Raw genomic sequence first — 19,668 nt, 5'->3', positions numbered from 1 at the left:
GGCTTTGGCTTTGGCTTTGGCTTTTAGCTTTTGACTTGAGTCGAGCCGTAAAGCGAGTCGAGCATCGCAGGGCGGCGGGGTCGAAGAGCAGTCCATGTCTGAGCGCAGCGAGTTTGGGTTGCGTGCCCCGTCGCCCGAGAAGCGCAGGGGACAGCCGCAGCTGTATCGCGGCGGATCGCGTCCGGCGAAGACGGTTTTGCTTACTTTTGCCAAGACAAAAGTAAGCCGCGCGACAGCGCGGAAGCCCTGTCTTTGATCTTCGCTTGTGAGCACCTCGTTTGGCGGCGCATCAAAATCCAACGCCAAGGCTAAGGCTAAGGCTAAAAAGCGAACCTCAAGTGCAGGGCTTTCGCCCGCTGTGCGTGCGAGTCCCTTTTGGATGGACCCAAAAGGAACCAAAAGGTCCCTTCGCCGGACGCGAGCCGACGCGATGGAGCCGCGTCGGTGCCCTCCGCTCCTCGCCTGACGCGGCACGCAGCCCAAACTCGCTGCGCTCAGGCATGGGCTGCTCTTCGGCCACGCCAGGCTCCGGTGCTCGGCTCGCTCTACGGCTCGACTCAAGTCAAAAGCAAACAGCCAGAGCCAAAGGCAAAGCAGAAGCACTGCAGCTCCCGAACCAAGCAGGCATCCGACAACGCCATCCCGGTGCACACGTTCCGTCAGCGGGTGCGCTTCAACCCGAGAAGTGATCCCATCCAGCGCGCACCGGCGCCCAGAGCTCGCCATCTGCCGTCGTCGCGACGACCCCCTGCCCTTTGACGATGCGCCCGATCCGGGTCACCGAAACATCTGCTTCCAGCGCAGCGGCCACGATCGCGTCACGCGCACCGACCGGCGCGGTAAAGCAGAGTTCGTAATCGTCGCCGCCACTCGCCTGCAGCGTGCGACGCGTATCCGGTTCGAGCCCAGCGGCGCGCAGCGCATCCGACACCGGCACCGCGTCGATGTCGAGCTCGGCGCGCACGCCGCTGGCGCGGCAGACGTGGGCGAGGTCGGCGAGCAGACCATCGGAGATATCGATCGTGGCATGCGCCAGCCCGGGCAATCGCAGGCCGAGCGCAACACGTGGCGTCGGCCGGTCGAGCCGCGCGCGCAGCGCGCGCAGCGCAGGATCGCGCGCACCACCGGCCGACCACTGCGCCAAGGCCTCCGCGGCATCGCCCGGCGTGCCGCTGACCCAGATCTCGTCGCCGACGCTCGTGGCATCGCGGCGCAGCGCGCGACCGGGCGAAACGAAGCCGAACACGGTCACGCAGACCGACAACGGCCCACGCGTGGTGTCACCGCCGACCAGGGCCACGGCGTGTTGCCGCGCGAGGGCATCGAAACCATCCAGAAACGCATCGACCCACGCGGCATCGGGTTCGGGCAGGGACAGCGACAGCGTGCACCACGCCGGCGTGGCGCCCATCGCCGCGAGATCGGACAGGTTCACCGCCAGCGCCTTCCAGCCGATATCGGCCGGCGCGGTGTCGTGCGGGAAATGGATGCCGGTGTTGAGCGTGTCCATCGCGACGACGAGCTGCATGCCGGCGGGCGGCTGCAGCAGTGCGGCATCGTCGCCGATGCCCAGCACCACGTCGTCGCGCGCCACGACGCGCGCGCGGATACGGTCGATCAGGTCGAACTCGCCGGCCATTGCAGCCGTGCCGGGCTCAACGCCCGCGCAGCGCTCCGACTTCCGGCGCACGCCATTCGGCGGCGGCACGGTCGAGCACGCCGTTGACGTAGGTGTGGCCATGTTCGGAGCCGAAACGCTTGACAGTCTTCAGGGCTTCGTCGATGACGACGCGGTACGGCACGTCGACGCGGTGCTGCAGTTCGTAGGTGGCGATGCGCAACATCGCGCGCTCGATCGGATCAACTTCTTCGATCGTGCGGTCGAGGAACGGTGCCAGGGCCGCATCGAGTTCGCGATGACGCGTGCCGACGCCGTGGACCAGATCCTCGAAGTACGCAAGATCGGCCACTTCCTTGGCCTGCTCGTGCGCGAACTGGGCGACGATCTCGCGCGGTTCGGTGCCCGACATCTGCATCGCGTAGATGGCCTGCAGCGCGCGGCGACGCGCGCGCGAGCGCAGCACCGGGTCGACGCCATGGGGTTTGCGGGTCTGGTTCATCCGATCTTGTCCAACAGGTTGCTCATTTCGATGGCGACCAGCGCCGCTTCTTCGCCCTTGTTGCCGTGGCTGCCGCCGGCACGCTTCTCGGCGTCGACGTAATCCTCGACCGCGAGCACGCCGTTGGCGACCGGCACCCGGCTGTCGAGCGCCACGCGCATCAGCGCGTCGCTGCAACCGTCGGCCACCTGCTCGTAATGGCGGGTGTCACCGCGCACCACACAGCCCAGGCCCAGCAGCGCGGCATGCGCGCCGGCGGCGGCGAGCCGCGCGCAGACCACCGGGATCTCCCAGGCACCGGGTACGCGGATCACGTCGACCGCATCCTCGGCGACGCCGTGATCGGCGAACGCCTTGCGCGCACCGGCGATCAGCGCGTCGGTGATCTTGGGATTCCAGCGGCTGGCGACGATCGCGTAACGCGCGCCGGCCGGGGCGCGCAGGTCGCCTTCGATGTAGCTCATGGGCATGAGAGATTCGCGCAGGGCCGCTCAGTTTAGCGTGGGTCAGGCCGTGACGTATTCGACGACCTCGAGGCCGTAGCCGGCGAGGCCTACCTGCTTGCGCGGCGTGCCCAGCACGCGCAGCCGGCCGAGGCCCAGATCGGCAAGAATCTGCGCGCCGGCGCCGTTGCGACGCCACTGGCCCACGTCCTTGTCCTTGCCGGGCGGCCGGACCACGGCCTCCTTGCGCAGGCGTGCCAGCAGGGCGTCGGAGTCGCGCGGCGCGGACAGCACCACCATCACGCCCTGCCCCGCGTCGGCGATCGCGCGCAGCGCATCGCTGCCGGCGACGCCGAAATCGTCGCGACGCCAGTGCAACAGATCGGCGAGCGGGTTCTCCACCTGCACGCGGACCAGCGTCGGCGTATCGGCATCCGGCGTGCCGCGCACCAGCGCGAAATGCAGCTCGTGGGCGATGCGGTCGCGATACGTCACCAGATGGAAGGCGCCGAACTCGGTGTCGATCTCGCGCTCGTCGATGCGCTCGACGGTGTGCTCGGTGGCGAGACGATGGGCGATGAGATCGGCGATCGAGCCCATCTTCAGGCCGTGTTCGCGGGCGAAGACTTCCAGCTCCGGGCGGCGCGCCATGCTGCCGTCGGGATTGAGGATCTCGACCAGCACACCGGCCGGCTCCAGGCCCGCGAGCATCGCCAGATCGACGCCGGCCTCGGTGTGCCCCGCGCGGGTCAGCACCCCGCCGGGCTGGGCGACCAGCGGGAAGATGTGGCCGGGCTGGTGCAGATCCTCGGGCTTCGCGTTCGCCTTCACCGCGGTGCGGATCGTGTGCGCGCGGTCGTGCGCCGAGATGCCGGTGGTGACGCCTTCGGCGGCCTCGATGCTGACGGTGAAGTTGGTCTGGAACTGCGCGGTGTTCGCGCGGACCATCGGCGCCAGGCCCAGCTGCGCGGCGCGGCTCGGCGTCACCGGCAGGCACACCAGGCCGCGACCGTGGGTGACCATGAAGTTGATGTCCGACGGCTTGACCAGCTCGGCGGCCATGATCAGGTCGCCTTCGTTCTCGCGGTCCTCGTCGTCGACGATGACGACCATGCGGCCCTGGCGGATCTCTTCCAGCAGTTCGGGAACGGGTGCGAAATTCATGCCGCAGCTCCCGCCGGGACGACGCCCGCGCTGAGCAGGCGCTCGACGTAGCGCGCGACCAGATCCACTTCCAGGTTCACCGCCTCGCCAACGGGCGTGCTGCCGAACGCGGTATGCGCAACGGTGTGCGGCACCAGCGCGACCTCGAAGCCGCTCGCATCGACGGCGTTGACCGTCAGGCTGACCCCGTCGACGCAGATCGAACCCTTGTGCGCGATGTACTTGAGCAGCGCGGCCGGCGCATCGAAGCGCCAGCGCTGCGCGCGTGCATCGTCGTGCACCGACGCGACGCTGCCGACGCCGTCGACATGGCCGCTGACCATATGGCCGCCGAGCCGATCGGTCGGGCGCATCGCACGCTCCAGATTCACCGCGCGGCCCGGCGCCAGCACGCCGAGCGTGGTCAGCGAGAGGGTTTCGGTCGAGGCATCGGCCTCGAAATGCGCGTCGTCGAACGCGACCACGGTCAGGCAGACGCCATTGACCGCGATGCTTTCGCCCATCGCCACGCCGTCGAAGGGCAGCGTGCCGACCGCGATGCGCAGCCGCGCGTCGCCGCCACGCGACTCGGTGGAAACCAGGCGTCCGACGCCCTCGATCAGTCCGGTGAACATGTCGCTGCCTCCGTCCGCACGGGGCACGCCCGCACGGTCAAGCCGAAAGGGAACGGTCCGGGACGCGACGGCGTGCGCGGCCGATCGGCCACGCATGAGGTCGTCTTCTCGCATCCGGACTCTGACCGTCGGCTCCGGAGTTCGACCGGATCTGCTGACCCGCCGGCATGTGCCGGCAGCGCTCGCGGGCTCGCGCGTCGCCGCGCCTACCGCCGGTGGGGACTTCCACCCCGCCCCGAAGACATTCGATTGTGTGTTGCCGGCAAGGCCGGCCTGCGCATTCTAGCAGCGCGCCGTTGCACGGCTGCCCGCGAGCCCGAGACGCTTCATTGCACAGATGGGTCAACTTTGCACCATCTGGCGCATCGTGAGGAAAACGTTAGAATCCGCGCCGCGACAAGTACGTCGCCTCTGCCCCGCCGCAATGGCCGGGTGACATGGATTTCATTCACCGGAGACATTTCTCAATGCGGAACATCCTTCTCGCCAGCTTGCTGGCCGCACTGCCGTGCGCTGCCAGTGCAGCCGACATGCCCAGCTACACCTTCGTTGAAGCCGGCTGGACCCAGCTGCAGATCGAAGACGATTTCCTCGACAAGGGCGATGGCGGTTACGTCCGCGGCTCGCTTGCGATCGCTCCGACGGCCTATGTGTTCGGCGGCTACTCGGAGGTCAGCAAGACCTGGCGCGCTTCCACCATCGATGCGGAATTGACCGTCGACGAGGTGGAGATCGGCATCGGCTATCGCATGGACGTCGCCGATCGCCTCGACTTCACCGCCGACATCGCCTACGTGCGCCTGGGCGTGGAATCCGATCTGCGTATCGGAACGTCTCGCGAGACCATCCGCGACCACGTCAACCTGTGGCGCGGTACCGCCGGCCTGCGCGGCAAGCCGTCGCCGAAGACCGAAGCGTGGATCAAGGCAGGCTATGCGGATGGCGAGGATCTGGACGACAACTTCTTCGGTGTGCTCGGTGGCCAGATCAACCTGACCCGCATGTGGGGTCTGGTCGGCGAAGTCGAGAAGTACAGCGATACGACCCAGTTCCAGGTGGGTGTGCGCGCGAGCTTCTGATCCAATCCCGCTGTTGTCACGGAACGGGCCCTTCGGGGCCCGTCCTGGTCGATAGCTAAGCCAGAAACGGACGCGTCAGCTCACCCGGCAAGCGGACATTCACCGCATTACAAAGCGGACCTAGACCGCAGCAACAGACGCAGGTCATCGCCGATCCGGCGCGTCTCGATCGTCTGCAGATGCAGACGCTGCGCCATCGTGTCGATGCCCAGGCCGTCGAACAGCGGACGGCCCCGCTCACCCAGCAGCACCGGGGCGACGTAGAGCAGCAGTTCGTCGACGAGGCCCGCGCGCAGGAACGCGCCCGAGAGCGTCGCGCCTGCTTCGACCTGGACCTCGTTGATGCCGCCCTCGCCGAGCGCCGCCAGCACCGCGTGCAGGTCGAGCTGGCCGTCGGCGCCGCGTGGCATCGAGACACGCGGTGCATCGAAGCCATGCGGGACCTTGGTGTCGTGCGCATGCACGTAAAGCGTGGGCGCCGCGCCATCGCGGACGTTACCGCGCGCGATCGTCGCCAGACCCGCGTCGAGCACCACGCGCAGCGGTGTCGCGACCGGCGCGCTTTCTTCGAGACGCACGGTCAACTGCGGATCGTCGGCCAGCACCGTGCCGCTGCCGGTCATCAGCGCGCCTGCGCGCGCGCGCCAGCGCATCACGTCCGCGCGCGAGGCTTCGCCGCTGATCCATTTCGAATCGCCGTTCGCCATCGCCGTGCGTCCGTCGATGCTGCAGGCGAGCTTGATCCGCAGCCACGGCCGACCGCGCTCGATGCGCGACAGGAAGCCGCGATTGAGCGCACGCGCCTGCGTTTCCATCAGGCCGGATTCGACCTCGATACCCGCCGCGCGCAGCCGATCGAAGCCGGCGCCGTCGACCTGCGGGAACGGATCCCGCATCGCGGCGACCACCCGCGACACCCCGGCCGCGATCAGCGCGTCGGCACACGGCCCGGTGCTGCCGGTATGCGCGCAGGGCTCCAGGGTCACGTACGCCGTCGCGCCGCGCGCACGGTCGCCGGCCGCCTGCAGCGCGACCACTTCCGCGTGCGGGCCGCCTTTCTGCACGTGGAAACCTTCGCCGACGACTTCGCCGCCGGCAACGAGCACACAACCGACCATCGGATTGGGACGCGTGGTCCAGGCGCCGCGCTCGGCGAGGCGCAGCGCCTGCGCCATGAAACGGTGGTCGTCGGCGGTGAAGTCGGACATGGAATTCTCCAGACAACGTGTTCGATCACGATCGGGAAGGACGCCTGGACAGCGTCCGCGTGCAGCAAGATCACCTCGCGCCCGATGCCGCTACTCAGCGCCTGCGCGGGCCCTTGCCGGCCGGCGCCGTCTCGCCTTCGAGCAACGGCAGCTGGCCATCGCCCGGCAGATCACGTTCGAGCCGGTCGAGCTCCTCGCGGAAATCGGCGACGTCCTCGAACGAGCGGTACACCGACGCGAACCGCACGAAGCCGACGTGGTCGAGCTTGCGCAGTTCAGCGATGACGAACTCGCCGACCCGGCGCGAGGACACCTCGCGTTCGGCGGTCATGCGCAGGTGATGCACGACCGCACGCACCGTCGCTTCGATCTGCTCTTCCGACACCGGGCGCTTGTGCAGCGCGCGGTCCATGCTCAGGCGCAGCTTGCGCGCATCGAACGGCTCACGCCGCCCGTCGCCCTTGATGATCGTCGGCAGCTTGAGCTCGATCGTCTCCAGCGTGCTGAAACGTTCCCCGCACGCTTCGCACTCGCGGCGGCGACGGATCGTCGCGCCGTCCTCGGACACGCGCGAATCGATCACGCGGGTGTCGGTGTGCTGGCAGAAAGGGCAATGCATCTATCGGACCGCTTCTCGTTGCATCAGCTCTTGAAGGGTGGCGTCTGCATACCCCGGACCACCTGCACCGTCAGGCTGGGGTGCATCGCTATCCAACGCCGGTGCCATCGCTCGCAGGCGAAGGTGTACCAGGAACGCTGATGCGAGCAAAAGGCCATCCAGCGTGGCGATCCGCGCCGCGAGGGATGGCAAAAAAATGAGGGTCGGAGGGCCGATTCGCAACTGCTGGACGAGCCCCGCCCAACTCATGACCGCAAGAGGCGCCACCGCGAGCACACCTAGTGCGAGCCCCACCCACCACAGCCCATGCGCACGCCGCAGATAACTGGAATTCCCCCGCCAGAATCGAAGCGAGAGATATGCCCAGCTGGCGATGCCGACCAAGCCGGCAAGCGGCCAGACTGTCACCAGCGCGGCGAAGAACCATGTATCGAAATCACCGAAATCGTTCAGGGCCAAGACAAAGCTGGCACCGAACGCCAGGAAGCCGAACAGCGCTGTGAGGATGCTCAGGGGCGCGAAGGCCCCGACCACAATGGAAAGGAGCCTGTAGACATCGCCCGTCTTGTCGCCAGACCAACTCATTCGACTAAACGTACACCGGATACTTCGCGCACTGCGCGGCGACCTTGTCGCGCACGGTGGCGATGACGGCCTCGTCCTTCGGTGCATCGAGCACGTCGCAGATCCAGTGGGCGAGATCGGTGCAGTCCTGCTCGACGTAACCACGCGTGGTCACCGCCGGCGTGCCCAGGCGCAGGCCCGAGGTCACGAAGGGCTTGCGCGGATCGTTGGGCACCGAGTTCTTGTTGACGGTGATGTGGGCGCGGCCGAGGGCTTCTTCCGCGTCCTTGCCGCTGACGTCCTTGCCGATCATGTCGACCAGCATCAGATGGTTCTCGGTGCCGCCCGAGACGATCTTGTAGCCGCGCTCGATGATGACCTTGGCCATCGCCTGCGCATTCTTGACAACCTGCTGCTGGTAGGTCTTGAACGCGGGCTCCAGCGCTTCCTTGAACGCGACCGCCTTGCCGGCGATCACGTGCATCAGCGGGCCGCCCTGGATGCCGGGGAACACGATCGACTGCAGCTTCTTGGCGATCTCGTCGAACTGCTCGCCGGCTCCCTGCTGGCTGGACACGATGATGCCGCCGCGCGGACCGCGCAGGGTCTTGTGCGTGGTCGAGGTGACCACGTGCGCGTGCGGCACCGGCGTCGGGTACACGCCCGCCGCGACGAGGCCGGCGACGTGCGCCATGTCGACGAACAGGTATGCGCCCACCTTGTCGGCGATGGCGCGGAAGCGCGCCCAGTCGACGATCTGCGAATACGCGGAGAAGCCGGCGACGACCATCTTCGGCTTGTGTTCGACCGCAAGGCGCTCGACCTCGTCGTAATCGATCAGGCCGGCGTCGTCGACGCCGTACTGCACCGCGTTGAAAAGCTTGCCCGATGCATTGACCTTGGCGCCGTGGGTCAGATGACCGCCGTGCGCCAGCGACATGCCCAGGATCGTGTCGCCCGGCTGCAGCAGCGCGAAGTAGACGGCCTGGTTGGCCTGCGAGCCCGAGTGCGGCTGCACGTTCGCGTAATCGGCATCGAACAGCTGCTTGAGACGGTCGATCGCGAGCTGCTCGGCGATGTCGACGTACTCGCAGCCGCCGTAATAGCGCTTGCCCGGATAGCCTTCGGCGTACTTGTTGGTCAGCTGGCTGCCCTGCGCCTCCATGACCAGCGCGCTGCAGTAGTTCTCCGAGGCGATCAGCTCGACGTGGTCTTCCTGGCGGCGGACCTCGTTCGCGATGGCCTGGGCGAGTTCGGGGTCAAAGCTTTCGAGACGGGCGGCGCGCTGGAACATCGAGGGCTCCGGAACAGTGAACGGCGAGGCCGGCCATTGTAGCGCCGGCCCGCCCGGCACGCGGCCTCACCGGGCGCGAGCCGTTATAATCGTCGCCATCCTTTCCTCACCCGACGCCGCCCGACCGGGCCCCGGCGCGGGCCGGCACAACCGGAGCCCCCATGTCGCAATACATCTACACCATGAATCGCGTGTCCAAGGTGGTCCCGCCGAAGCGGCAGATCATCAAGGACATCTCGCTGTCGTTCTTCCCGGGCGCGAAGATCGGCCTGCTGGGCCTCAACGGCGCCGGCAAGTCGACGGTGCTCAAGATCATGGCCGGCGTCGACACCGATTTCGAAGGCGAGGCCCGTCCGCAGGCCGGCACCAAGGTCGGCTATCTGGCGCAGGAGCCGCAGCTCGATCCCGAGATGACGGTCCGCGAGGCGGTCGAGGAAGGCGTGGGCGAAGTGCTGCAGGCCCAGGCCGCCCTGGACAAGGTCTACGACGCCTACGCCGAGGAAGGCGCCGATTTCGACGCGCTGGCCAAGGAACAGGAGCGCCTGGAGGCGATCCTCGCCGCGGGCGATGCGCACACGCTGGAAAACCAGCTCGACGTGGCCGCCGATGCGCTGCGCCTGCCGCCGTGGGACGCCAAGGTCGGCAACCTGTCGGGCGGCGAGAAGCGCCGCGTCGCGCTGTGCCGCCTGCTGCTGCAGAAGCCGGACATGCTGCTGCTCGACGAACCGACCAACCATCTCGACGCCGAGTCGGTGGAGTGGCTGGAGCAGTTCCTCGCGCGCTACACCGGCACCGTCGTCGCGGTCACCCATGACCGTTACTTCCTCGACAACGCCGCCGAGTGGATCCTCGAACTCGACCGCGGCCGCGGCATTCCGTGGAAGGGCAACTACACCGAGTGGCTGGTGCAGAAGGACGAGCGCCTGAAGCAGGAAGACAACCAGGAGAAGTCCCGCCAGAAGGCGATCCAGAAGGAACTGGAATGGTCGCGCCAGAACGCCAAGGGCGGCCGGTCCAAGGGCAAGGCGCGCCTGGGCCGTCTGGAAGAGCTGCAGTCGCAGGAATACCAGAAGCGCAACGAGACCAACGAGATCTTCATCCCGCCGGGCGAGCGCCTGGGCAACTCGGTGATGGAGTTCAAGAACGTCAGCAAGAAGTTCGGCGACCGCCTGCTGATCGACGATCTGTCGATGATCATTCCGCCGGGCGCGATCGTCGGCATCATCGGCCCCAACGGCGCCGGCAAGTCCACGCTGTTCAAGATGATCACCGGGCAGGAGAAGCCCGATTCCGGCGAGATCGTCGTCGGCCCGACCGTGCAGCTGTCCTACGTCGACCAGAGCCGCGACGCGCTGGAGGGCAACCACAACGTCTTCCAGGAAATCGCCGGCGGCCTCGACATCCTCAACATCAACGGCATCGAGATCCAGTCGCGCGCCTACATCGGCCGCTTCAACTTCAAGGGCCAGGACCAGCAGAAGCTGGTGGGCACGCTGTCGGGTGGTGAGCGCGGTCGCCTGCACATGGCCAAGACCCTGCTGCAGGGTGGCAACGTGCTGCTGCTCGACGAACCGTCGAACGACCTGGACATCGAAACCCTGCGTGCGCTCGAGGACGCGTTGCTTGAGTTCCCCGGCAACACGTTCGTGATCTCGCACGACCGCTGGTTCCTCGACCGTATCGCCACCCACATCATCGCGTTCGAAGGCGACAGCCACGTCGAGTTCTTCCAGGGCAACTACCGCGAGTACGAGGAAGACAAGCGCCGCCGCATGGGCGACGACGCGGGTCCGAAGCGTCTGCGGTTCAAGGCGCTGAAGTAATCGTCGTGGGTCGGGATCCGCGCAGGTACGCGCGGACCCGATGCCTGGCGGACGTGAGCCCCTCTCCCCGCGGGAGAGGGGTTGGGGTAAGGGCAGCGCAGACAACCGGGAGCCCCGCATGACCATCCAGACCTTGGCAGAACTCGAAGGCCTCAAGCGCGCCGGTGCACTCGTCGCGCGCATCCTGACGACGATGCGCGAGCAGGCACTGGCCGGCACGACGCCGCGCGCACTCGACGCCATCGGCGCCGACATGCTGCGCGACGCCGGTGCACAGTCCGCGCCGGTGCTGACCTACGGCTTCCCGGCTGCGACCTGCATCAGCGTCAACCGCGTCGTCGCGCACGGCATCCCCAATGCGACGCCGCTGCAAGAAGGCGATCTGGTCAACATCGACGTTTCCGCCGAGCTCGACGGGTTCTTCGCCGACACCGGCGCGAGCTTCGTCGTCGGCACCGCGAGCGCCGCGCAGCAGCGTCTGCTCGATGCGACGCGCGAAGCGCGCGATGCCGCCATCGCCCAGCTGCGTGCGGGCGAACTGCTCTCCAGCATCGGCCGCACCATCGAAACCGTTGCCGCGCGCCGCGGTTTCCGCATCATCCGCAACCTGCAGAGCCACGGCGTCGGCCGGGCACTGCACGAATCGCCCGGTTCGATTCCCGGCTATTTTGATCCCCGCGACACCCGCCGCCTGCACGACGGCATGGTGATCACGGTCGAGCCGTTCCTCGCGACCCACGCCACGCGCACCGAAGACCTGGACGACGGCTGGTCGCTGATCTGCCCCAAGGGCTTCGGGGCGCAGTTCGAACACACGGTCGTCGTCACCCACGGCGCGCCGATCATCGTCACCTGAGAGCCGTTCCATGACGCACACCTTCATGCAGGCGCTGCGTGCGCGCTGGCAGTCCGCCGACACGCTCGTCTGCGTCGGCCTCGACCCCGAGCCGGCGAAGTTTCCCGCACGATTCGCCGCTGATGCCGACGCGGTATTCGCGTTCTGCCGCGACATCGCCGATGCGACCGCCGAGTACGCCTGCGCGTTCAAGCCGCAGATCGCGCACTTCGCCGCACTGGGCGCCGAAGACGCGCTGCAGCGACTGATCGCGCATCTGCATGTTGCGCACCCGGGCGTGCCGGTGATCCTCGATGCCAAGCGCGGCGACATCGGCAGCACCGCACAGCGCTACGTCGCCGAGGCCTTCGCGCGTTTCGACGCCGATGCGGTGACGGTGAATCCCTACCTCGGTCGCGATTCGGTGCAGCCTTTCCTCGACCGCAGCGACAAGGGCGTCGTGATCCTGTGCCGCACCTCGAATCCGGGCGCGGCCGATCTGCAGGACCTGCCGGTCGCGCATGCCGGCGCCACGCGTCCGCTGTACCAGCACGTCGCCGAGACCATCGCGCGGGACTGGAACGTCCACGGCAACGTCTCGCTGGTCGTCGGTGCGACCTGGCCCGAACAGTTGCGCGAAGTCCGCGCGATCGTCGGCGACATGCCGTTCCTGGTGCCGGGCGTCGGCGCGCAGGGCGGCGATGTCGAAGCGGTGGTCACGCACGCGAAGACCGCCGACGGCACCGGCCTGATGGTCAGTTCCTCACGCGCGATCCTCTACGCGTCGAACGGCGACGACTACGCGGACGCGGCGGCGCGCGAGGCGCGCACGTTGCGGGATGCGATCAACCGGTTTCGTTGAGCGCGCACAAGCTCCAGACGAACCTGCAGGTCAGAGCCCCTCTCCCCCGGGGAGAGGGGTTGGGGTGAGGGCGGCTTTATCTTGCGCGTGCGGTGGAGACCTTCTGTGATGTCCTGCCCTCACCCGACGCGCTCCGCGCGCCGACCTCTCCCAGAGGGAGAGGTGCCCCATCTTCTGGTTTCGTTGGCTTGCGCCAAAAGCCTCAGCGCGCAACCTCGATAAACACCGGATTCGAGTAGAACCACAGGTCCTGCCACGGATCCTCGCCGGCGGCGTCCGGCGTCGGCTCGATCTGCGCGTTCGACGTGCCGCGCACGCGCACGAACCCACGTGTTTCCGGCGCCGGCAACGTGAGATCGAATGCGATGCGGTTGCCGGTCTGCTGCCACTGCGCGGCGCGCACAGTGTGGACGCTCATGTCCAGCGTGCCGTCGGCGGACGCCTGTCCGGCGATCACGTCGATGTGGTCGATCGCATTGCGGTCGCCGTTGAAATTGGCGCCGTCCGGCACCGTGACCGACACGCGCACCGTCATCTGCGCACCGGCAGCGGCCTGCAACGTGCCGCCCATCGTGGCCGGCGCCGTGCCATCGGTGTCGACCTGCAGGTCGAGCGTGTCGATCAGGTCGCCGGTCACCGCGAACATGCGGCCCTGGCGCAGGCCGTCGAAGATGTCCGCGCCGTCGTGGCGCGCCAGCACGTAGGTCTTGCTGTACTGCCCCGGCCAGAAGTCCGCGCCGCCCATGTCGATGTTGCGATGCGAATCCGACGTCGAGGTGATCCAGAAACGTCGGCCCTCGGCGAGCAGCGTGTCCCACACGCCGCCGAGTTGCGCTGTCATCTGGTCGAAGCCGCCCCAGGTCTTCGCCGCATCGTTGCGGTACAGCCCGCGATGGCGGCGGTCGGCTTGATGGCCGGGCGCGCCTTCCATGCCGACGAGGACGTCCGGCGCCGCGTCCTGCCAGGTGCGCAGTTCCTGCGGATCGACCTTGCCCCAGACGCCGATCCCGGTCGCGGTGCGCGCGGGATGATTGACGAACATCAGCGGCTGCGGCTGCTGCGCCTGCATGTGGCGCAGCGCGGCGAGCATCGCCTCCGGCGTGTCGCGCGCGTCGTCGTCCACTTCGCGGCGGCTGAAACGCCGCTCCAGGTCGACCAGCATCGTGTTCTCGTGCGCGCCTGGCGCCATGATCAGCGAGGCGTGTTCGCCGGCCGGAACGTCGAACTCCATGCCGTGGAACTGCAGGACCTCCGGCACATCGTTGCGCGCCTGCTGCAGCGCCGGCCACGCCGAGTCGTGCGTCACCGCCGAATGGTTCGGGCCGCCGTGATCGGTGTGCACCATCCACACCAGACCGTGCCGACGTGCTTCCTCGGCATTGCGCGTACGCGAGTACGGCGAATCGCCGCCGCGGATCGGCGTCGGCGGTGAGGTGGACGTGTCCCAGTCGACACTCCACTCGCTGTGGACGTGATGATCGCCGGCGCGCCAGGCGCGGCCATCGTCGCGATCGGTGGCCGAGGCGGTGCCCATCAGGGCCAGCAACAGGAGAGAACAGGACGCGCGGCGCGCGTGCCGGGAAGAAGCAGGGTGGAGGGTCATGCAGAATCCGGACGATGGAGGAACACGGCGCGGTACGCCGCAACCGCGTATTCCATCGCAGCCCCATGTCATCCCGATGAAACCCGCGCGGGTTTCGTGCGCGATGATCAGGCCGCTGTGTCGGCCGGCAGTCCGAACACCTGGCGCAGATAGGTCAGATAGCCCGGGTCATCGCACATGCTCTTGCCGGGCGAATCGCTGAGCTTGGCCACGGGCTGACCGTTGCAGCGGACCATCTTGATGACGATGCTGAGCGGCGTCGGCCCGAGATCATTGGTCAGATGCGTGCCGACGCCGAAGGCCAGTTTGCAGCGGCCGCGGAAGTAGGCGTGCAGGCGTTTGACCTTGTCGATGTCGAGGCCGTCGCTGAAGACCAGGATCTTGCTCGACGGATCGACGCGGTTGTCGGCGAAGTGCGCGAGCATCCGGTCGCCCCAGACGAAGGGATCGCCCGAGTCGTGGCGCACGCCGTCGAAGAGCTTGCAGAAGTACATGTCGAAATCGCGCAGGAATGGATCCAGCCCGACGACATCCGACAACGCGATGCCGAGATCGCCGCGGTATTCATGCGCCCACGAATCCAGTGCCACGACCTGCGAATCGCGCAGCCGCGGCCCCAGCGCCTGGAACGCCTGCAGGTACTCGTGCGCCATCGTGCCGTGCGGCGTCATGCCATGGATGCGCGCGAAGTGGACGTTGCTGGTACCAACGAACTGGTCGCCCAGCGCATCGCGCAGCAGCGGCAGCATGTGCCCGTGCCAGTGCTGCGAATAGCGGCGGCGCGTGCCGTAGTCGGCGATCCGGCAATCCTCGTAACCGGCGACGTCGCGCAGCAGCGCGGCCTTGGCCTGCAGACGCCGCTCGCCCTCGGCGAAATCGGCCTGCGTGGTGTTGCGGAACCAGACCTCGTTGATGATCGCCAGCAGCGGCACCTCGAACAGGATCGTGTGCAGCCACGGGCCGGTGATGTCGAGCGCGATCTCGCCCGGCACATCGGTGGAGGCCCGCAGATCGATGTACTTGCGGTCGAGATGGAACAGGCCGAGGAAGTCGGCGAAGTCCGGCTTCACGAACCGCAGCGCGCGCACGTAGGCCAGCTCGTCGGCAGTGAAGCGCAGCGCGCACAGCGCATCGATCTCCGCATCGATTTCTTCGATGCACTGCGCCAGATCGATGCCGGGCGTGCGGCACTTGAAGCGGTACTGCACGACCGCGCCGGGATGCTGGTGCAGCACCGCCTGCATCATCGTGAACTTGTAGAGATCGGTGTCGAGCAGGGAGGCGATCGCGGCCATCGGTCAGCCTGCCGCCTGCGCGGCGCGGCGCAGCAGCGCGACCGGGAAGCGCGCCCAGATCATCGCCCACACCGCGATGCGCTGCGGCCAGCTGCGATGCGCGGCTTCGAAACGCCGGAAGTACCGCCACAACCCGCGATGCTTGTGCCATTCGACGAACACCGGCCGCGAGCGGCTGGACACGCCGCGCACGTGCAGCACGGCGATGTCGTTGGCCACCGCGACCACCGCGCCCGCCTCCCGCGCGCGCCTGCACAGGTCCAGGTCTTCGGCATGCAGCCGGTAGCCGGTATCGAAACCGTCGATGCGGTCGAACAGCGTGCGCGGCAGCAGCATCAGCGCGCCGGAGACCGCCTGTAATCGCTGCAGCGGCTGCGTGGCATCGCGTGGAACCGCGAGCACGCGCGCCTGCGGGTCGCGCAGCATCGCGACGAAGTCCGGATCGCGACGGCGCGCGGCGGGATCGCGCGCGCCGTCCTCGCCGACGAGTTCGGTGCCCAGCAGGCATGGCGCGGCCAGCGCATCGGCGTGCGAACGCAGGCGCGCGAGCGTCTCGACATCGACCAGACAATCCGGATTGACGAACGCGATCCACGGCGCGTCCCCGTCGCGCGCGCCCTGGTTGCAGGCGACGGCGAAGCCGGGATTGTCGGGATTGCCGATGAAGTGCACGCGCGGATCGAGCGAGGCGTGCCGCTGCACGATGGCCAGCGTGGTGTCGTCGGATGCGTTGTCCACCACGCGGACCTGCGCGACGCGGTCGGCCGCACGCAGGCGCGTCAGACAGGCGTCGATCGTGCTGCCGCTGCGATGGGTGACGACGACGGCAACGATGTCGGACGTGGCGGAGTGTGCAGCGGTCACTTTGGCAGCGTGTCTTCGGTGGACGCGACATTGTCCGCTGCGCCGGGTGCAGCGTGTGTGGTGCCGTCGTCGCCCGGGTGGGACACGGCAACCGGTGATGCGTCATCGACCGCATCAGCCACGTCGTCCGCATCGAACAGTTGCTGCTGCGCCGGCGCGTTCTCCAGCGCATCGAAGCCGCGCTGCAGCGCGACGCGCGTCGCGTACAGCGGGTCCTGCATCAGGAAGGTCGCCAGCCGCGAATGCCACGCCGGCCAGCGCACCGCGAGCGCATCCATGTCGCCGTCGGCCGGCCCGCCTTCGCCGCCGCGCGCGACAAATGCGGTCTCGCACAGCGCATTGCGCCAGCCCAGGCCGGCCATGCGCAGCGACAGGTCGATCAGGGCGGCGTACCAGGAGCGGTAGCTCGACGCATCGAGACCGCCGGCCTTGCGCCGCGCATTGCCGCGCAGCAGCACCGCGTGGCCGATCGCAGCCGGCAGTTCGGGATACAGCGGCGGCAGCGCTTGGCAGGCACGCGCGAGACGCGCGGGCGCATCGGGCACCGGATTGATCTCGCCGATCCGCGGCCAGGCCGCGGACTCGCCGGCGTTGCACCACGGCGTCGCGGTCGCGATCGAGGCATCGCGCGCGAAGCAGGCCGCGAGCGCGTTGGCCCAGCCTGGCGCGGGAATCGCATCGGGTGCGAGCACGACGACGTCGGCATCGCCGCAGGCGCGCAGCACGTCGTCGAGGTGCGCGACCTCGCCGATCGAACGCTGGCGGCAGGTGTAATCGGCCTGCAGCGGCGTGCGGGCGAGCCAGCGCTGCACGATCTCCGCGCCACGCGGCCCGATGCGCGCATCGTCGGCCAGCCAGATCCGCGTGCCCGCCGGCGTGCCGGCATCGAGCGCGGCCAGGCACGCGTCGAGCGCGTCGTCGTCGTGCCCGACCGGCAGCAGGATCACCGGCAACTCAGGCATGCGCAGCATCTCCGCGCATCGCGGCCCTTAGTCCTGCGGACGCTGCAGCGGCTGCAGCGCGCGGAAACGGCGCCCGTATTCGTCGGTCAGCTGACGCGCCTCGAGCGGATTGCGCACGATGGTCGGCGTCAGCAACACGATGACTTCGCTGCGTTCGGTGCGCGATGTCTGCGAGCCGAACAGACTGCCGATCACCGGGATACGGCTCAGGCCCGGCAGGCCACCCGAGGTGCGGCCGACCTGGTCACTGATCAGTCCGGCCAGCATCACCGTATCGCCCGCCTGCACCGCAGCCTCGGTCTTGAGCCGGCGTGTGTCGATGCGCACGTTGCCCTGCGAATCGGCAGTGTTCTGCGGCTGCGGCGAACTCACTTCCTGCACGATGTCGAGGAAGACCATGCCGTCGCGGGTGACGCGCGGCCGCACCTTGAGGATCGTGCCGGTCTCGATGTACTGGACCTGCGTGTACTGGCTGTCCCCGAGAATCGGATTCACGCTGCTCGACGAGATCGGAATGCTCGCGCCGACATTGAACTCCGCCATGGCGTTGTTGCGCACGAACACCGATGGCGACTGCAGGATCTGCACGTCCGTCACTTCATCCAGCGCGCGGATCACTGCCGCCGCGTCGTTCTTGACCAGCGACCATGCGAGCCCCGAACCCGAGACACCGCCGATGCTCGCACCGAGGGTGCTCCAGCTGGTCGGCCCCGCGAGACCCTGCCCTGCACCTGGCGGACCGAACGGGCCGAAGCCGTTGTCGGTCATGCCCTTCTCGATGAACCAGTTGACGCCGTATTCCAGCGCGCCGGTCAGCGCGACCTCCACCACCTGCGCCTCGATATGCACCTGCGCCGGCATCACGTCGAGCCGTTCGACCACATCGCGGATCGAGCGCCAAGCAGCGGGCGTCGTCCGCACCAGCAGCGTGTTCGTTTCGTCGACTGCGGACACCCCGACGCGATCGCCTTCGACTTCCAGCGTCACGCTGCTCGGCCCGTCCTGCTGCTCACTGAGTTGCATCTGGCCGATATTGGCGCTTCCACCACCACTGCCACCGCGGCCCATGCCCGAGCCGCCACCGCGATTGTTGCTGCCGAGCCCGGAACCGCTGCCACTGCCGCTGTCCAGACCGGACGAACCATCCGTGCCGCCGGTGCGCAGGGTGTTGCCGGTCAAGCCCGGCATCAGCGACGCCGCATCCTGGCCGCCACTGCTGCCGCTGCCGCCGCCGAAGACTTCCGACAGGCGCTGCGCGAGTTCGCGAGCCTTGATGAACTTGAGTTCGTAGGAGAACAGCTTCGGGTCCTGGCCCGCGTTGTCGATGCGCTCGAGCCACTGCTGGATCTCGCCGAGGTAATCGGCCTGCGGGGTGATCACCAGCACCGCGTTCGCGCCCTCCAGCGGCATGAAGCGGAACATACCCGAGACCGGCGATTCGCTGTCCTGGCCGAACACCTTTTCCAGATCGGCGACGACCTGGGTGGCCTTGCCCGACTGCAGCGGGAACACGCCGACCGACATGCCCGACAGCCAGTCGACATCGAAGATCTCGATCGTGCGCAGGTAGTTGTCGAGTTCGGAGCGGCTGCCGGAAATCGTAATGACGTTGCGCGCGTTGTCGGCGGAGACGATCGCGTTCGGCCGCGCATACGGCTCGAGCACCTTCTCCATTTCGGTCGCGGAGATGTAGCGCAGCGGCACGGTGCGGACCTCGAAACCGCGCGCGGCGCCGGTGCTGCCGGTGCGCGGCGCGACGGTGCCGGTGGCGAGCGCGGTGTCGGCGGCGACGATGTTGTAGCGACCGTCGCTGTAGATCATGCGGGCGTTGTTCCAGCCCAGCACCATCTCCAGCAGGCTCAGCGCCTGCGCCGCGCTCACCGGCTGCGGCGTCGCCAGGGTCACCGTGCCCTGCACTTCCGGCGCGATGACGTAGTTCTGGCCGAGCATGTCGCCGAGGATCGCCTTGGCGACGGCGTGCACCGATTCGCCTTCGAAATTGAACGAGGCCTGCCCGCTGGTCGCGCCCAGCGTGGGCGGCGCGGCGGACGCGGCGCGCTGGTTGAGCACGGTGCCGCTGCCGCGGCGGATCTGCGGCTGCGGACGTTCGTCATCGCCGAGCAGGGGCTGGGTGCGTACGCCCGTCGCCGATGCGGTGTCGGCGGAGGAGGTGCCCGCCTCCGCACCCTGGCGCAGGTCGGCATCGCGGCGCATCGACGCGGTCGGCGCGGTGGCGCAGCCGGCGAGCAGTGCGATGCCGGTACCGAGGGCGATCGCCCGGAGATGGAAGGCTGGCGTCTGGGAAGGCTTCATCGACGG

Annotated in this window: 17 protein-coding genes, 1 pseudogene and 1 riboswitch; of the genes and pseudogenes, 4 read left to right on the top strand and 14 right to left on the bottom strand. The window is 68.1% G+C overall.

The window, feature by feature from the left end; all coding sequences use genetic code 11:
* Nucleotides 1–673 precede the first annotated feature (673 nt).
* Genes thiL through V3391_RS16345 form a run of 5 tightly spaced genes read right to left on the bottom strand, consistent with a single transcriptional unit; the run spans nucleotide 674 to nucleotide 4,341 of the window.
* Nucleotides 674–1,639, bottom strand: a complete 966-nt coding sequence (gene thiL, locus V3391_RS16365; protein ID WP_332079494.1) for a thiamine-phosphate kinase — start codon at nucleotides 1,637–1,639, stop codon at nucleotides 674–676.
* Nucleotides 1,640–1,655: 16 nt separating this feature from the next.
* Nucleotides 1,656–2,120 (bottom strand): transcription antitermination factor NusB, encoded by a 465-nt coding sequence (nusB, locus tag V3391_RS16360; protein ID WP_332079492.1) that lies wholly within the window; start codon nucleotides 2,118–2,120, stop codon nucleotides 1,656–1,658.
* Nucleotides 2,117–2,584: a 6,7-dimethyl-8-ribityllumazine synthase gene (gene ribH / locus V3391_RS16355; protein WP_232134287.1), complete on the bottom strand. Its 468-nt coding sequence runs from the start codon at nucleotides 2,582–2,584 to the stop codon at nucleotides 2,117–2,119. Before ribH ends, nusB begins: the two co-directional genes overlap by 4 nt.
* Before the next feature lie 42 nt (nucleotides 2,585–2,626).
* A complete protein-coding gene (ribB, locus tag V3391_RS16350) occupies nucleotides 2,627–3,727 on the bottom strand; it encodes a 3,4-dihydroxy-2-butanone-4-phosphate synthase (protein ID WP_332079491.1) in 1,101 nt (366 codons plus the stop codon).
* Nucleotides 3,724–4,341 (bottom strand): riboflavin synthase, encoded by a 618-nt coding sequence (locus V3391_RS16345; RefSeq protein WP_332079490.1) that lies wholly within the window; start codon nucleotides 4,339–4,341, stop codon nucleotides 3,724–3,726. The genes ribB and V3391_RS16345 overlap by 4 nt, the downstream gene beginning before the upstream one ends.
* Nucleotides 4,342–4,439: 98 nt before the next feature.
* Nucleotides 4,440–4,588: riboswitch (FMN riboswitch) on the bottom strand.
* Between the two features lie 220 nt (nucleotides 4,589–4,808).
* On the opposite strand from V3391_RS16345, the gene V3391_RS16340 reads away from it, so the two are divergent.
* Nucleotides 4,809–5,420 carry a hypothetical protein gene (locus tag V3391_RS16340; protein ID WP_332079489.1) on the top strand — a complete coding sequence of 204 codons (612 nt, stop codon included), beginning with the start codon at nucleotides 4,809–4,811 and terminating at the stop codon, nucleotides 5,418–5,420.
* A 107-nt stretch (nucleotides 5,421–5,527) separates the two neighbouring features.
* Here V3391_RS16340 and ribD read toward each other — a convergent pair whose 3' ends face one another.
* The 4 genes from ribD to glyA form a co-directional block, all read right to left on the bottom strand.
* Nucleotides 5,528–6,628, bottom strand: a complete 1,101-nt coding sequence (ribD, locus tag V3391_RS16335; protein ID WP_332079488.1) for a bifunctional diaminohydroxyphosphoribosylaminopyrimidine deaminase/5-amino-6-(5-phosphoribosylamino)uracil reductase RibD — start codon at nucleotides 6,626–6,628, stop codon at nucleotides 5,528–5,530.
* Between the two features lie 94 nt (nucleotides 6,629–6,722).
* Nucleotides 6,723–7,247, bottom strand: a complete 525-nt coding sequence (nrdR, locus tag V3391_RS16330; protein ID WP_332079487.1) for a transcriptional regulator NrdR — start codon at nucleotides 7,245–7,247, stop codon at nucleotides 6,723–6,725.
* Nucleotides 7,248–7,832 carry a hypothetical protein gene (locus V3391_RS16325; protein WP_332079486.1) on the bottom strand — a complete coding sequence of 195 codons (585 nt, stop codon included), beginning with the start codon at nucleotides 7,830–7,832 and terminating at the stop codon, nucleotides 7,248–7,250.
* 4 nt (nucleotides 7,833–7,836) lie between these two features.
* Entirely contained in the window at nucleotides 7,837–9,105 is a 1,269-nt protein-coding gene (gene glyA / locus V3391_RS16320) for a serine hydroxymethyltransferase (RefSeq protein ID WP_332079485.1), read from the bottom strand.
* Between the two features lie 161 nt (nucleotides 9,106–9,266).
* Between glyA and ettA the strand changes: the two genes are divergently transcribed.
* The 3 genes from ettA to pyrF all read left to right on the top strand — a co-directional run bounded on the left by ettA (nucleotide 9,267) and on the right by pyrF (nucleotide 12,625).
* Complete coding sequence (gene ettA, locus V3391_RS16315) at nucleotides 9,267–10,928, top strand: energy-dependent translational throttle protein EttA (RefSeq protein WP_332079484.1); 1,662 nt, start codon at nucleotides 9,267–9,269, stop codon at nucleotides 10,926–10,928.
* A 118-nt stretch (nucleotides 10,929–11,046) separates the two neighbouring features.
* A complete protein-coding gene (gene map, locus V3391_RS16310) occupies nucleotides 11,047–11,784 on the top strand; it encodes a type I methionyl aminopeptidase (protein WP_332079483.1) in 738 nt (245 codons plus the stop codon).
* 10 nt (nucleotides 11,785–11,794) lie between these two features.
* Nucleotides 11,795–12,625 carry an orotidine-5'-phosphate decarboxylase gene (pyrF, locus tag V3391_RS16305; RefSeq protein WP_332079482.1) on the top strand — a complete coding sequence of 277 codons (831 nt, stop codon included), beginning with the start codon at nucleotides 11,795–11,797 and terminating at the stop codon, nucleotides 12,623–12,625.
* Between the two features lie 202 nt (nucleotides 12,626–12,827).
* Here pyrF and V3391_RS16300 read toward each other — a convergent pair whose 3' ends face one another.
* From V3391_RS16300 to gspD, 5 genes and pseudogenes are all read right to left on the bottom strand, one after another.
* Nucleotides 12,828–14,228, bottom strand: a complete 1,401-nt coding sequence (locus V3391_RS16300) for a CehA/McbA family metallohydrolase domain-containing protein (protein WP_332079481.1) — start codon at nucleotides 14,226–14,228, stop codon at nucleotides 12,828–12,830.
* A gap of 107 nt (nucleotides 14,229–14,335) precedes the next feature.
* Nucleotides 14,336–15,523, bottom strand: coding sequence for a nicotinate phosphoribosyltransferase (gene pncB, locus V3391_RS16295; RefSeq protein WP_332079480.1), 1,188 nt, complete (start codon nucleotides 15,521–15,523; stop codon nucleotides 14,336–14,338).
* Between the two features lie 3 nt (nucleotides 15,524–15,526).
* Nucleotides 15,527–16,387 carry a glycosyltransferase family 2 protein gene (locus tag V3391_RS16290; RefSeq protein WP_332079479.1) on the bottom strand — a complete coding sequence of 287 codons (861 nt, stop codon included), beginning with the start codon at nucleotides 16,385–16,387 and terminating at the stop codon, nucleotides 15,527–15,529.
* A 128-nt stretch (nucleotides 16,388–16,515) separates the two neighbouring features.
* Nucleotides 16,516–17,349, bottom strand: a pseudogene (locus V3391_RS16285) (glycosyltransferase family 2 protein); the annotation flags it as partial.
* A gap of 27 nt (nucleotides 17,350–17,376) precedes the next feature.
* Complete coding sequence (gspD, locus tag V3391_RS16280) at nucleotides 17,377–19,662, bottom strand: type II secretion system secretin GspD (protein ID WP_332079478.1); 2,286 nt, start codon at nucleotides 19,660–19,662, stop codon at nucleotides 17,377–17,379.
* Nucleotides 19,663–19,668 lie beyond the last annotated feature (6 nt).

The organism is Luteimonas flava (assembly GCF_036584485.1).
GTDB lineage: Bacteria > Pseudomonadota > Gammaproteobacteria > Xanthomonadales > Xanthomonadaceae > Luteimonas > Luteimonas flava.
This window is presented reverse-complemented; position numbering and strand designations above follow the sequence as displayed.

What these genes read in the sequence shown, in the direction of transcription:
- thiL (WP_332079494.1), bottom strand. Translation starts at nt 1,639, where the DNA reads ATGGCCGGCGAGTTCGACCTGATCGACCGTATCCGCGCGCGCGTCGTG.
- nusB (WP_332079492.1), bottom strand. Translation starts at nt 2,120, where the DNA reads ATGAACCAGACCCGCAAACCCCATGGCGTCGACCCGGTGCTGCGCTCG.
- ribH (WP_232134287.1), bottom strand. Translation starts at nt 2,584, where the DNA reads ATGAGCTACATCGAAGGCGACCTGCGCGCCCCGGCCGGCGCGCGTTAC.
- ribB (WP_332079491.1), bottom strand. Translation starts at nt 3,727, where the DNA reads ATGAATTTCGCACCCGTTCCCGAACTGCTGGAAGAGATCCGCCAGGGC.
- V3391_RS16345 (WP_332079490.1), bottom strand. Translation starts at nt 4,341, where the DNA reads ATGTTCACCGGACTGATCGAGGGCGTCGGACGCCTGGTTTCCACCGAG.
- V3391_RS16340 (WP_332079489.1), top strand. Translation starts at nt 4,809, where the DNA reads ATGCGGAACATCCTTCTCGCCAGCTTGCTGGCCGCACTGCCGTGCGCT.
- ribD (WP_332079488.1), bottom strand. Translation starts at nt 6,628, where the DNA reads ATGTCCGACTTCACCGCCGACGACCACCGTTTCATGGCGCAGGCGCTG.
- nrdR (WP_332079487.1), bottom strand. Translation starts at nt 7,247, where the DNA reads ATGCATTGCCCTTTCTGCCAGCACACCGACACCCGCGTGATCGATTCG.
- V3391_RS16325 (WP_332079486.1), bottom strand. Translation starts at nt 7,832, where the DNA reads ATGAGTTGGTCTGGCGACAAGACGGGCGATGTCTACAGGCTCCTTTCC.
- glyA (WP_332079485.1), bottom strand. Translation starts at nt 9,105, where the DNA reads ATGTTCCAGCGCGCCGCCCGTCTCGAAAGCTTTGACCCCGAACTCGCC.
- ettA (WP_332079484.1), top strand. Translation starts at nt 9,267, where the DNA reads ATGTCGCAATACATCTACACCATGAATCGCGTGTCCAAGGTGGTCCCG.
- map (WP_332079483.1), top strand. Translation starts at nt 11,047, where the DNA reads ATGACCATCCAGACCTTGGCAGAACTCGAAGGCCTCAAGCGCGCCGGT.
- pyrF (WP_332079482.1), top strand. Translation starts at nt 11,795, where the DNA reads ATGACGCACACCTTCATGCAGGCGCTGCGTGCGCGCTGGCAGTCCGCC.
- V3391_RS16300 (WP_332079481.1), bottom strand. Translation starts at nt 14,228, where the DNA reads ATGACCCTCCACCCTGCTTCTTCCCGGCACGCGCGCCGCGCGTCCTGT.
- pncB (WP_332079480.1), bottom strand. Translation starts at nt 15,523, where the DNA reads ATGGCCGCGATCGCCTCCCTGCTCGACACCGATCTCTACAAGTTCACG.
- gspD (WP_332079478.1), bottom strand. Translation starts at nt 19,662, where the DNA reads ATGAAGCCTTCCCAGACGCCAGCCTTCCATCTCCGGGCGATCGCCCTC.